This window comes from Rhodoferax sp. OV413, from assembly GCF_900104385.1.
In the GTDB taxonomy this organism is placed as follows: Bacteria; Pseudomonadota; Gammaproteobacteria; order Burkholderiales; family Burkholderiaceae_C; genus Rhodoferax_B.
The window spans coordinates 47,025-58,684 of sequence record NZ_FNJA01000013.1 but is presented as its reverse complement, the minus strand read 5'-3'; the positions used below and the strand labels follow the sequence as shown (position 1 = coordinate 58,684).

Genomic DNA, 11,660 nt, shown 5'->3' with positions numbered 1-11,660 from the left:
GACTACCACGTGCCGTTTGGTGGGCGCAAGGGCTCCAGCTACGGTTCGCGCGAGCAGGGGCGGTATGCGCAGGAGTTCTTCACTACGGTGAAAACGGCTTATACCGGCGCATAGGCGGGGCTTGACCATGATCGAAATCTTCGACCCCCGACTCGCGCCCGTGGTGCAGGACGCCCGGCTGGAAAAGCTGTGTACCGGCGCCATCTGGAGCGAAGGCCCGGTGTGGCTGCGCGAGGACGACTCTGTGCTGTGGAGCGACATCCCCAACAACCGCATGCTGCGCTGGTCCGCCGCCGACGGCATGTCGGTGTGGCGCGATGGCGTGGAGTTCACCAACGGCCACACGCGGGACCTGAATGGCGACCTGCTGCACTGCTCGCACGGTCAGCGTGCGATTGTGCGCACGCCACTACGCGATAGGCGCATCCAGGCGGATACGCCAGACACGATGGTGGTCGACCGCTACCAGGGCAAGCGCCTGAATTCGCCCAACGACATCGTCGTCAAGCGCGACGGCACGATCTGGTTCAGCGACCCGCCCTACGGCATCCTGAGCGACCGCGAAGGGCACAAAGCGGTGCCGGAGCAGGCCGCGAACCATGTGTTCTGCTTCAACCCGGCCACCGGGGTACTGACCGCCGCCAGCGCCTGGGTGCAGGAACCGAACGGCCTGGCGTTCTCGCCCGATGAATCGCTGCTGTACGTGTCCGACACCTCCGCCGCTCTGGCGCCTGCAGGCCAGGGCCACCACCACATTGCCGTGTTCAATGTGGCGGCCGACAACAGTTTGCACAACCCACGTGTCTTCGCCGTAGTCAGCCCTGGCCTGTCGGATGGCTTTCGCCTGGACACCCAGGGCTGGATCTACACCAGCAGCGAAGACAGCGTGCAGGTCTACCACCCGGACGGCACGCAGTTGGGCAAGATTGCGGTGCCGGAAAAGATTGGCAACCTGTGCTTTGGTGGCCCGCAAGGCAACCAGCTCTTCATCGCGGCCAGTACCTCGCTGTACCGCATCACCCTCCACACCCGAGGAAACTGAAAACCATGTCCAAAGAAATCCTGCTGCTGGTAGAAAAATGCAGCCACTGCTTCAGTTACTACGATATTGATAGCGGCACACGCTTGCACAGCGTGCAGCTACCTGAGTTTCCGCATGAATTTGTGGTGGACGCGGCGCAGCGCTATGCCTACATAGGCCATTACGGCGTGGAGACCTCGGGCCATCTGGGCCATGGCGGCACCAGCATCTTCCAGATCGACATCGCCGAAAAACGCCTGGCGCGCACCATCGACATCGCGCCGTTCAACCGCCTGCACGGCATGCAGATCGACGACCAAGATCGGCTCTACGCGCTGAGCGAAGACCGCGCCCAGCTGGTGGTGATGGACCACCCCGCCACCGACACCGCACCCCGCCGCGCCGTGCCCACCGGCGGCATCAAGTCGCACCTGTTCGCGCTAAGCCGCGACGGGCAAACCGCGTATGCGATGAACCTGCTGTCGCACACCGTGACCAAGATCAAACCCTATGACGCGACCTTTGCCCCACAGGCCTGCGCGCCCGGCGACAAGCCCGAAGGCTATGCACTGAGCGAAGACGAAAAAACCTTGTTCGTCACCTGCCGCTGGAGCAACACCCTGGCCGCCATCGACACCGCGACCATGCAGGTGCTGCGCACCGCACCGAGCCGCGACGATGCGACCCGTTTGTACCTGTACCGCGATGGCCGCATCGTGGTGACCAACTACGGCGAGCGCTCGCTGAGCGTGGTGGACCCAGTCACTCTGAAGGAGCTGGCCCACATCCCCATGGAGGCCCGTGCCATCGCACTCAGCTACCACCCGACCAAGCCGCTGGCCTTCGTGAGCCAGGACAACGACAAGCTGGGCTACTTCAACATGGAGACGCTGAAGTTCGAGCGCTTCATCGCCACCCAGCGCGAACCCGATGTGTCGCGGGTGGTGATCCTGTGAACGCGCCGGTTGTCAGCATCCAGAACCTGGGCAAGCGCTTCGGCGGCACCCAGGCGGTGGATGGCGTGTCCATAGACCTGTTCCAGGGCGAGATCCTGGCGCTGCTGGGCGAGAACGGCGCGGGCAAGTCCACGCTGATCAAGATCCTGGCCGGGGTGTATGCGCAAGACGTGGGCAGCATCACGCTGCAGGGCGAGGCCGAATCCGTGTGGCGCGCCCGGCCCAAGGACAAGCAAGGCATCGCCTTCATCCACCAGGACCTGGGCCTGGTGGAATGGATGACGGTGGCCGAGAACGTGGCCCTGGGCATGGGCTTCCCCAAGCGCCGCGGCTTTATCGACTGGAAGCAGGCCGAGGTGAATGCCGCCCGCGTGTTAAGCCATGTAGGCTGCGACATCGACCCGCGGCGACGCGTCTTCACCCTGACCCGCGCCGAGAAGTCGTTACTGGCCATCGGCCGCGCACTGGACACCCAGGCTAAGGTGCTGGTGCTGGACGAGCCCACGGCCAGCCTGCCGATGGCCGATGTGCAGCGCATGTTCGAGCTGCTGCGCCAGCTGAAAAGCCAGGGCGTGGCGATGATTTACGTGTCACACCGGCTCGACGAGATCATGGACATCTCCGACCGTGCCGCGGTAATGCGCGACGGCAAGCTGGTCGGTACCCGCACCACGGCCGAGACCACCGATACCGAGCTGGTGGAGCTGATCGTGGGCCGCAAATTTTCCGGCACTCTGGCCAAGGCCGATGCGCGCAGCCGCGAGGTGGTGCTGCAGCTGGACCAGGTGTATTCGGCCAACGCAGGCCCGGTGAGCCTGGATGCGCGCAAGGGCGAGGTGCTGGGCCTGATCGGCCTGCGCGGCGCCGGCCACGAGGCCATCAGCCGCGCGCTTTTCGGCCTGGCCGAGGTGTCGCAAGGTCGCATGCTGCTAGGTGGCAAGGCCATCGCGCCGCGCAACCCCGCGCATGCGATTGCGCTGGGCGTGGGCCTGGTGGCGGCGGACCGGCTGGAAGAAAACCTGGGTGCGAACCTGAGCGTGCAGGAGAACCTGTTCCCCAATCCAGCCCTGGTGCTGGGCTCGCTGCTGGCCCGCTTGCGTCGCACCACCGAGGAGAAGCAGGCCCGCGCGCTGATCAAGCAGTTTGACGTGAACCCGCCCGCGCCCCAGGCCGATGTGCAGAACCTCAGCGGCGGCAACCAGCAAAAAGTGGTGCTGGCGCGCTGGATCAACCTGCAGTTGCCGCTCTTGATTTTGGAGGAGCCCACCGCCGGCGTGGACGTGGGCGCCAAGCGCCAGATCTACGACATCCTGCGCGAGCAGGCGAATGCCGGCGTCTGCGTGCTGGTGGTGTCCACCGACTTCGAAGAGGTGGCCAACGTCTGCACCCGCGCCCTGGTGTTCCGCGACGGCCAGGTCGCCACCGAACTCAGCGGCGATGCTCTCAGCGTAGCCGGCCTGCTGGTCGCGGCATCGGGCCAGCAAAACACAACAAACAAGTTAACGGAGACAAACACACCATGAGCAGTTCCATCAAAGCCACGGCGCTAGAGCCGGACCCATCTTTCGACAACCAGCAGAGAGGCTTGCTGGCCGGCATCAGCCAGCTGATTCCCGTCTACGGCCTGCCCGCGCTGACGCTGGGCCTGATCCTGCTGTTCTCAGTGCTGCTGCCCGACAGCTTTCCGACACTGTTCAACCTGCGCTCCATCCTCAGCGACAAGTCGGTGATCGCCATCCTGGCGCTGGCCGCCACCATCCCGATGATGACCGGCAAGATCGACCTGACCGTGGGCTACGGCATCGTGCTGTGGCACATCCTGGCGATCAGCCTGCAGACCAAGTTCGGCCTGCCCTGGCCGGCCGCGGTGCTGGTGGTGTTGCTGTGCGGCGCGCTGTTCGGCCTGCTGAACGGCATTCTGGTGGAGCAGGCGCAGATCGACTCCTTCATCGCCACCCTGGGCACCGGTACCGTGCTGTACGCGGTCGCGCTGTGGCACAGCGGTGGCCGCCAGGTGCTGGGCGAGCTGCCGGATGGCTTCTTGAACATAGCAGGATCGGACTTCCTGGGCCTGCCCATCACCGCCTTCTACGTGCTGGCGATTGCGGTGGTGCTGTGGCTGGTGAGTGAGCACACCCCCATTGGCCGGGCGCTGTATGTGATCGGCTCCAACCCCAAGGCGGCCGTGCTGAACGGTATTGCGCTGGAGAAATGCGTGATGGGCGCCTTCGTCGCCTCGGGCACCTTGTCGGCCTTTGCCGGTGTGGTGCTGGCATCGCGCCTGCAGATCGGCCAGGCCGGCGTGGGTCTGGAGTTCTTGCTGCCAGCCCTGGTCGGCGCCTTCCTGGGCTCGACCACCATCCGGCCCGGTCGCGTTAACGTCTGGGGCAGCCTGGTGGGCGTGGCGATTCTGGCGGTAGGCATCTCCGGCATCCAGCAATTTGGCGGCGCCTTCTTCGTCGAACCGCTGTTCAATGGACTGACCTTGCTGGTCTCCATCGGTATCGCCGGCTACGCACAGCGCAAGCGTGGCCAATCCATCAAACGCCGTATTGCCGAGCTGCATATGGCGGTTGCTCCCGCCGCGCCGTCACCCGACGGTGCACCTCTCAAAGTCCATTCCAACTAAATTATCAGGAGACAAAAAAATGGCTAAATTTTCCTTTCCACTGCGCGCCATCGTGCTGGCCGCAGCCGCCTTTGGCGTAGCGGGCCACGTGCTGGCCGACGACTTTCTGGACGCCGCTAAAAAGCGCGTGACCGTGGCCACCGCGCCGGCCGACAAATGGGATGGCCCCACCACCGGCCCCAAAGCCGCCGTGGGCAAAACCATCGTCTATGTCGCTGGCGACCTGAAGAACGGCGGCCACCTCGGCACCTCGCAGGGCGTGGAAGAAGCCGGCAAGGTGATCGGCTGGACGGTGCGCGTCATCGACGGCCAGGGCTCGGTCAGCGGCCGCACCGCCGCGCTGAACCAGGCGCTGGCGCTCAAGCCGGCGGGTATCGTGGTCGGCGGCTTTGATACCTCTGAGCAGAAGGTGGCTTTCGAAGCCGCGGCCAAGGCAGGCATTCCGCTGGTCGGCTGGCATTCGGGCGAGCAACCCGGCCCCAACCCGGCCGCAGGCCTGTTTGCCAACGTGACCACCCTGCCCGCCGACGTATCCGAAACCGCCGCCTCCTGGGTGGTGGCCGACTCGGGTGGCAAGGCCGGCGTGGTGATCTTCACCGACTCGCAGTACGCGATTGCGCTGTTCAAGGCCCGCGCCATGGAAGCGGTGATCAAGAAGTGCGGCGGCTGCACGGTGCTGAGCTTTGAAGACAGCCCGATTTCTGAGAGCTCGACCCGCATGCCCCAGCTGACCACCTCGCTGCTGCAGCGCTTTGGCGACAAGTGGACGCATTCGCTGGCCATCAACGACCTGTACTTCGACTTCATGGGGCCGACGCTGCAAGCCGGCGGCAAGAAGGGCGACGGCGCGCCCAAGGCCGTGTCGGCCGGCGATGGCTCCGAGGCCGCCTACCAGCGCATCCGCACCAAGCGCTACCAGGCCGGTACCGTTCCCGAGCCACTGAACATGCAAGGCTGGCAGCTGGTGGACGAACTGAACCGCGCGATGGCCAAGGTCGCCTGGTCGGGCTACTCGCCCAAGGTGCATCTGGTGACGCCGGAGAACGTGGGCAAGGACGGCGGCCCGAAGAACATCTTCGACCCCGACAACGGCTACCGCGCCCAGTACAAGGCGATCTGGGGCAAGTAAGCGGCACCGGGCAAAAGGCGGACCGAAGCATCCGCCTTTTGCATTTCGCTATCAAATAAAGAGCTGCTTGCGCAATCAATACCTGCGCTTGCGGCCTTTTTCTTATGTAGGTTCAATAATGCGGTGGCAGCTCGTCGCGCAGGCTGCGCGGCGCACCCAGGCCGCCGTCGGTAGAAGGCTGGTCCAGTCGGGCCACTTGGCGCAGCAGCAAGTCGATCTGTTGTTGCTGGCGGATGATGATCTGTTCCAGCTGCTCCAGCAGGTCTTCGCTGAAGCTGGCCTTGATCTCCAGCGCAGTCAGGCGCTGGTCGGTGTCGTGCGGGTGTTCCATCGCCCTATTGTCTCAGTGGTCTCAGCCTGCCAACTATGTCCCCCAAGCGACCGCAGCCTGCTGGCCCTAGGGGCTTGCCCGGTAACACCTGCTGACACTCCCCTCCCAGAATGGCCCCAACTGACAACCGACGGAGACACCGCATGGACAAACCCTGGCTGAAGAACTACCCCGCCGACGTAGCGCACGAGATCGATGTCAATGCCTATGGCTCCTTGACGCAGCTGCTGGACGAGTCGTTCGCCAAGCACGCCGACAACCCGTTCTCGGTCTGCATGGAGCGCTGGATGTCCTATCGCGAGCTCGACCAGCTGTCCACCGCGCTCGGCGCCTGGCTGCAGGCCCAGGGCTTGGCTCCCGGTGCCCGGGTCGCCATCATGCTGCCGAACATCCCGCAGTTTGCCGTCACCATGGCCGCCGTGCTGCGCGCCGGCTATACCTGCGTGAACGTGAATCCGCTGTACACCCCGCGCGAGCTGGAGCACCAGCTGAAGGACTCGGGCGCCACCGCCATCGTGATCCTGGAGAACTTTGCCCGCACCCTGGAAGAAGTGGTAGACCGCACCCAGATCCAGCATGTGGTGCTGGCCAGCATGGGCGACCTGCTGGGCGCAGTCTTTGGCACGGTGGTCAACTTCATGGTCCGCCACGTGAAGAAGATGGTGCCCGCCTTCAACCTGGGCGGCAGCGCCCGGCTGAAGATCACCCACTTCAACGCCGCCCTGGCCGACGGCCGCGGTCGCCAGTTGCAACGCACCGCCAGCACGCTGGATTCGGTGGCCTTTCTGCAGTACACCGGCGGCACCACCGGCCTGTCCAAGGGCGCGATCCTCACGCACCGCAACATCGTGGCCGCCGTGCTGCAGGCCGAAGCCTGGTTCAAGCCGGCGCTGGCGCGGGTCGGCGATCCGCACAAGGTCAACTGCATTGCCGCCCTGCCGCTGTACCACATCTTCGCGCTGACCCTGTGCCTGATGGGCATACGCCTGGGCTCGCACATGACGCTGATCCCGAATCCGCGCGACTTCAGCAAGTTCATCGCTACGCTCAAAAAGCGCCCCTTCCATCTGCTGCCGGCGGTCAACACCTTGTTCAACGCCCTGCTGCTGCAGCCGGACTTCAAGACCATCGATTTCTCGCAGCTCTACGTGTCGCAGGCCGGCGGCATGGCGGCCTCGGAGGGCACGGCCCAGCGCTGGCTGGAAGCCACCGGTTGCCCCATGGTCGAAGGTTGGGGCATGAGCGAAACCTGTGCCATCGGCACCAACAACCCGGTACTGGCCAAGACCTTCAGCGGCACCATCGGCCTGCCCCTGCCCAGCATAACTCTGGCGATCAAGGACGACGACGGCACCGACCTGCCCCTGGGAGCAGCCGGCGAGATCTGCATCAAAGGCCCGAACGTCACCGTGGGCTACTACAACCAGCCGGAGGAAACCGCCCGCTCGTTCACCGCCGACGGCTATCTGCGCACCGGCGACATCGGCATGATGGACGAGCGCGGCTACACCCGCATCGTCGACCGCAAGAAGGACATGATCCTGGTCAGCGGCTTCAACGTGTTCCCGAACGAGCTGGAAAACGTGATTTCGCTTTGCCCCGGCGTAGTCGAATGCGCGGCCATCGGCGTGCCCGACGAAAAACAGGGCGAGGCCATCAAGGTGTTTGTGGTCAAGCGCGACCCGGCCCTCACCGAGGCCGATGTGATGCTGTTCTGCAAACAGCAGCTCACCGGCTACAAGCTACCCAAGTCCATAGAGTTCCGCAAAGAGCTGCCCAAGTCCAACGTGGGCAAGATCCTGCGCCGCGAGTTGCGTTCGCCGACGACTTAGGTCGCCGGGCTTTGGCCCACCTGCCGGGCCACGTGCACCTGGTGCAGCGTGATCTTGCGCACCTCGGCCTGGCTGGCCTGGATGTGGGCACGCAGCAGCATCGCCGCCTGGTCACCGCGCCGGCTGCGGATGGCTTTCAGAATCTTCGCGTGCTCGTCGTAGGTGGCGGTGATGCGCGCCTGCTTGGTGAAATCCAGCCGGCGGATGATGCGGATGCGCTCGGTGACGTCGCTGTGCACGCGGGCCATCTCGGTATTGCCGGCAGCCCGCACCAGGGCGCAATGGAATTCCTCGTCCCACTGCGCAACCTGCAAGGTGTCGGTGCTGCGCTGGGCCACAGGCACCAACCAAATGGCGAGCAGCTCGTCGAGCAAGCGGTGGTCGATCTGGATATGCGGCGCTGCCGCACCCGCGCCACATTCGCATAGGCGGTGGGCGGCGGTGGTTTCCAGCACCATGCGCAGGTCGTACAGCTGCTCGAACTGGTCAAAGTCGAACGGCAGCACACGCCAGCCGCTGCGGAACAGCACCTCCACATAGCCCTCTTGCTGCAGCCGGGTCAGCGCCTGGCGCACGGGGGTGCGCGACACGCCCAGGCGCTCGCTGATCTCGTTTTCGGTAAAGCGGTCGCCGGGCACGAGCTTGAACTCGGCAACGTCGCGCTTCAGCTGGGCGTACACCTCTTCGGCGCGCGAGCGGTATACGGCGGGTTCTACAGGGGATATGGGGGATGGGGTCAAGGAGTGCACAGGGCAAACTTTAGCAGCTGCAATGCAGCGGGCTCACAGCGAGGCCAATGCCTGCAGCACCACCGTGGACGGCGCCGTCCATCCAACGATGCCGCCCTGGGCCCGCACCATCTCCAGCGTGGCGGCCTTGAACTGCGGAAAGTAGCTCTCGGTGCAGTCCTCCAGCAGCAGACCGTCGTAGCCGCGGTCATTGGCCTCGCGCATGCTGGTCTGCACGCAGACCTCGGTGGTCACTCCCATAAACAACAGCTGCTGGATGCCGTGCTCTTGCAGCATCTCGTGCAAGCCGGTGGCGTAAAACGCGCCCTTGCCGGGCTTGTCGATGACGATCTCGCCATCCACCGGCGCCAGTGCATCGATGATCTGGTTGCCCGGTTCGCCCGCGATCAGGATGCGGCCCATATTCCCTACATCGCCGATGCGCAGCGCCGGGTTGCCGCGGTTCAGCTTAGCCGGCGGGCAGTCGGACAGATCCGGCTTGTGCGCCTCACGGGTGTGCACCACCAGGCCACCGGCCTGGCGCCAGGCCGCCAGCATCGCCTGGCTGGCCGGCACGATGGCCTCCAGCAAGGCCACGTTGTTGCCCAGGGTCTCGCCAAAGCCGCCGGGTTCGATGAAGTCGCGCTGCATGTCGATGATGACCAGGGCGGCACGGGCCACATCCAGCGGGTAGTCGAACGGCAGCGCGGAGATATTCAGGCTCATGCGGCCTCCTTGTGGTCGTCATGCCCACCGCCCATGTGGGCACCGAGTACGTGGCGCTCGGCGGTGGCGGCGGGGGTTTCAAACACGATGCGGCCTTCGCTCATCACCACGATGCGGTCGGCCAACTCCAGCAGTTCGTCCAGGTCTTCGCTGATCAGCAGCACCGCGCCGCCGCGATCCCGCACGCCGAGGATGCGGCTGTGGATTTCGGCCACGGCGGCAAAGTCCAGGCCGAACACCGGGTTGGCGGCGATCAGCACATTGATGTCGCCGGCCAGCTCGCGCGCCAACACCGCGCGCTGCACATTGCCGCCGGACAGGCTGCGTATCGGCGCGCCCTCGCCCTGCGTCTTCACGCCGTATTCCTTGATCCAGTCGCGTGCCCGGTTGCGCCAGGTGGAAAAGCGCAGCAGCCCGCCGACGTTCAACGGCGGCTGGTCAAAGTCGCGCAGCGCCATGTTCTCGGCTACCGACAGATCGCCGACGCAGGCGTTGCGCAGCGGCTCTTCCGGCAGGCTGCGCACCTTCAGGCGGTGGTTGTCTGCGCGCCGCGCCGCGTAGTCTTCGCCCATCACCTGCACCCGGCCGCCCAGGCGTGCCCGCTGGCCCACCAGCGCCTCGACCAGCTCGCGCTGGCCGTTGCCCGAAACCCCGGCCACGCCCAGCACCTCGCCCTTGCGCACCGCCAAGCTCAGGCCGTGCAGCGCCAGGGTGCCGCGGTCGCCCTGGGCTTTCAGGCCGTCTACCTGCAAAGCGATGGGGCCGTCGTTTGCTGCACTTTGTGTAGCACGTTGCGCAGGTGCTTCCTGCGCCAGAGCACTATTCGGCTCTAAACTTTCGCCCATCATCGCCTGCGCCAGGGTTTGCGTCAGCCGCTGCGGCGCGGTGCCGGCGACGCGGCCGTGGTGCACCGCCTTGCCGCGGCGCAGCACCGTCACGCCATCGGCATAGGCCAGTACCTCGCGGAACTTGTGGGTGATGATCAGCACGCTGCACTGACCGCTCTGGGCGAAGGCGCGCACATGGCCCAGTACCTCGTCGGCCTCTTGCGGCGTCAGCACCGAAGTAGGTTCGTCCAGGATCAGCAGGCGCGGCTTCAGGTACAGCTGCTTCAGCAACTCCAGCTTCTGCTTTTCACCGGCGGCCAGCTCGGCCGGGCGTGCGTCCAGGTCCAGGCTGAATGGCGTGGTGGCCAGGAAGGCTTTCAGCTCGGCGCGCTTAGCCGTCCAGTCGATCACCGCCGGCAGGGTGCCGCCGGCCAGCAGCAGGTTCTCGGCCACCGTCATGCCCGGCGCCAGGGTGAAGTGCTGGTAGACCATGCCGATGCCCAGGGTGCGCGCGACGATGGGGTTGGCGATCAGCTGCTCGCGTCCGTCGAGCATGATGCTGCCCTCCTCCGCGCGCTGGAAGCCGGCCACGCACTTGACCAGCGTGCTCTTGCCGGCGCCGTTCTCGCCCAGCAAGGCATGCACGGTGCCGGGCTCCACGCGCATCGAGACACTGTCCATCGCGGTGAAGCTGCCGAAGCGCTTGGTCAGCAGATAGGTTTCCAGCGCCAGCGCGCCGGTGCCTGCGGGAAGCGCGCCAATGGGGGTGGAGTCTGGGGCCATGGCATTCCTTGGGTTAGACAACGTCGAGCAGCGCGCCCGATGGCGCGTGCGCACCGAAGACGCCGCCCTGCATGGTCACCATATTCAGCGCCGCCTGGTGGTTCGCCGGGTCGGTGGCCGCGGTGCAGTCGGACAGCAGCAGGCATTCGTAGCCGCGGTCGTTGGCATCGCGCATGGTGGTGTGCACGCAGACATCGGTGGTGATGCCGGCCAGGATGATGTTTTGCACGCCGCGCTGGCGCAGCACCATGTCCAGGTCTGTGGCGTAGAACGAGCCCTTGCCGGGCTTGTCGATGATGACCTCGCCCGGGAACGGCACCAGCTCGGGAATGATTTCCCAGCCCGGCTCGCCGCGCACCAGGATGCGCCCGCAGGGGCCGACGTCGCCAATGCCGACGCCATCAGCGCCGATCTGCCGCGAACGCCAGCGTTTGTTGGCCGGCAGGTCTGAGAGGTCGGGTCTATGACCTTCACGGGTATGGATGATGTGGTAGCCCAAGGGGCGCAGCCGCGCCAGCACATAGGCTATCGGCGCAATCGGCGCGCGGGTCAGGCTGATGTCGTAGCCCATCACATCCACATAGCCGCCGACGCCGCAGAAGTCGGTTTGCATGTCGATGACGATCAGCGCCGTGTTGTCGGGGCGCAGCTGGCCGTTGTAGGGCCAGGCGTAGGGATTCGCAGCAACATAGGCCATA

The 11,660-nt window shown here is 65.4% G+C and carries 11 protein-coding genes; 6 read left to right on the top strand and 5 right to left on the bottom strand.

Going from position 1 to position 11,660, the window contains the following annotated elements:
- Positions 1 to 127: 127 nt before the first annotated feature.
- The 5 genes from BLT66_RS25815 to BLT66_RS25795 are packed head-to-tail and all read left to right on the top strand — an operon-like array spanning position 128 to position 5,735.
- On the top strand, positions 128 to 1,042 hold the full coding sequence (locus tag BLT66_RS25815) for an SMP-30/gluconolactonase/LRE family protein (protein ID WP_092762750.1): 915 nt from the start codon (positions 128 to 130) through the stop codon (positions 1,040 to 1,042).
- A gap of 5 nt (positions 1,043 to 1,047) precedes the next feature.
- Positions 1,048 to 1,977 (top strand): YncE family protein, encoded by a 930-nt coding sequence (locus tag BLT66_RS25810; protein ID WP_092762748.1) that lies wholly within the window; start codon positions 1,048 to 1,050, stop codon positions 1,975 to 1,977.
- Entirely contained in the window at positions 1,974 to 3,500 is a 1,527-nt protein-coding gene (locus BLT66_RS25805; protein WP_092762746.1) for a sugar ABC transporter ATP-binding protein, read from the top strand. The genes BLT66_RS25810 and BLT66_RS25805 overlap by 4 nt, the downstream gene beginning before the upstream one ends.
- Positions 3,497 to 4,606, top strand: a complete 1,110-nt coding sequence (locus tag BLT66_RS25800; RefSeq protein ID WP_092762744.1) for an ABC transporter permease — start codon at positions 3,497 to 3,499, stop codon at positions 4,604 to 4,606. Before BLT66_RS25805 ends, BLT66_RS25800 begins: the two co-directional genes overlap by 4 nt.
- A gap of 19 nt (positions 4,607 to 4,625) precedes the next feature.
- Complete coding sequence (locus BLT66_RS25795; protein ID WP_092762742.1) at positions 4,626 to 5,735, top strand: ABC transporter substrate-binding protein; 1,110 nt, start codon at positions 4,626 to 4,628, stop codon at positions 5,733 to 5,735.
- A 112-nt stretch (positions 5,736 to 5,847) separates the two neighbouring features.
- Here the strand turns inward: BLT66_RS25795 and BLT66_RS25790 are convergent, their stop codons facing one another.
- Entirely contained in the window at positions 5,848 to 6,066 is a 219-nt protein-coding gene (locus tag BLT66_RS25790) for a SlyX family protein (protein WP_092762740.1), read from the bottom strand.
- Between the two features lie 143 nt (positions 6,067 to 6,209).
- Between BLT66_RS25790 and BLT66_RS25785 the strand changes: the two genes are divergently transcribed.
- Positions 6,210 to 7,898: an AMP-binding protein gene (locus BLT66_RS25785; RefSeq protein ID WP_092762738.1), complete on the top strand. Its 1,689-nt coding sequence runs from the start codon at positions 6,210 to 6,212 to the stop codon at positions 7,896 to 7,898.
- Here the strand turns inward: BLT66_RS25785 and BLT66_RS25780 are convergent.
- Genes BLT66_RS25780 through BLT66_RS25765 form a run of 4 tightly spaced genes read right to left on the bottom strand, consistent with a single transcriptional unit; the run spans position 7,895 to position 11,659 of the window.
- Complete coding sequence (locus tag BLT66_RS25780; RefSeq protein ID WP_255407093.1) at positions 7,895 to 8,638, bottom strand: GntR family transcriptional regulator; 744 nt, start codon at positions 8,636 to 8,638, stop codon at positions 7,895 to 7,897. The two genes, BLT66_RS25785 and BLT66_RS25780, sit on opposite strands and share 4 nt — an antisense overlap.
- Positions 8,639 to 8,680: 42 nt before the next feature.
- Positions 8,681 to 9,352, bottom strand: coding sequence for a cysteine hydrolase family protein (locus tag BLT66_RS25775; protein ID WP_176955172.1), 672 nt, complete (start codon positions 9,350 to 9,352; stop codon positions 8,681 to 8,683).
- The gene (locus BLT66_RS25770; protein WP_092762734.1) at positions 9,349 to 10,962 is read right to left on the bottom strand and encodes an ABC transporter ATP-binding protein; all 1,614 of its coding nucleotides are present in this window, start codon (positions 10,960 to 10,962) and stop codon (positions 9,349 to 9,351) included. Before BLT66_RS25770 ends, BLT66_RS25775 begins: the two co-directional genes overlap by 4 nt.
- Positions 10,963 to 10,975: 13 nt before the next feature.
- The gene (locus BLT66_RS25765) at positions 10,976 to 11,659 is read right to left on the bottom strand and encodes a biuret amidohydrolase (protein ID WP_092762732.1); all 684 of its coding nucleotides are present in this window, start codon (positions 11,657 to 11,659) and stop codon (positions 10,976 to 10,978) included.
- Position 11,660 lies beyond the last annotated feature (1 nt).

What these genes read in the sequence shown, in the direction of transcription:
- BLT66_RS25785 (WP_092762738.1), top strand. Translation starts at nt 6,210, where the DNA reads ATGGACAAACCCTGGCTGAAGAACTACCCCGCCGACGTAGCGCACGAG.
- BLT66_RS25765 (WP_092762732.1), bottom strand. Translation starts at nt 11,659, where the DNA reads ATGGCCTATGTTGCTGCGAATCCCTACGCCTGGCCCTACAACGGCCAG.
- BLT66_RS25790 (WP_092762740.1), bottom strand. Translation starts at nt 6,066, where the DNA reads ATGGAACACCCGCACGACACCGACCAGCGCCTGACTGCGCTGGAGATC.
- BLT66_RS25775 (WP_176955172.1), bottom strand. Translation starts at nt 9,352, where the DNA reads ATGAGCCTGAATATCTCCGCGCTGCCGTTCGACTACCCGCTGGATGTG.
- BLT66_RS25810 (WP_092762748.1), top strand. Translation starts at nt 1,048, where the DNA reads ATGTCCAAAGAAATCCTGCTGCTGGTAGAAAAATGCAGCCACTGCTTC.
- BLT66_RS25815 (WP_092762750.1), top strand. Translation starts at nt 128, where the DNA reads ATGATCGAAATCTTCGACCCCCGACTCGCGCCCGTGGTGCAGGACGCC.
- BLT66_RS25770 (WP_092762734.1), bottom strand. Translation starts at nt 10,962, where the DNA reads ATGGCCCCAGACTCCACCCCCATTGGCGCGCTTCCCGCAGGCACCGGC.
- BLT66_RS25795 (WP_092762742.1), top strand. Translation starts at nt 4,626, where the DNA reads ATGGCTAAATTTTCCTTTCCACTGCGCGCCATCGTGCTGGCCGCAGCC.
- BLT66_RS25800 (WP_092762744.1), top strand. Translation starts at nt 3,497, where the DNA reads ATGAGCAGTTCCATCAAAGCCACGGCGCTAGAGCCGGACCCATCTTTC.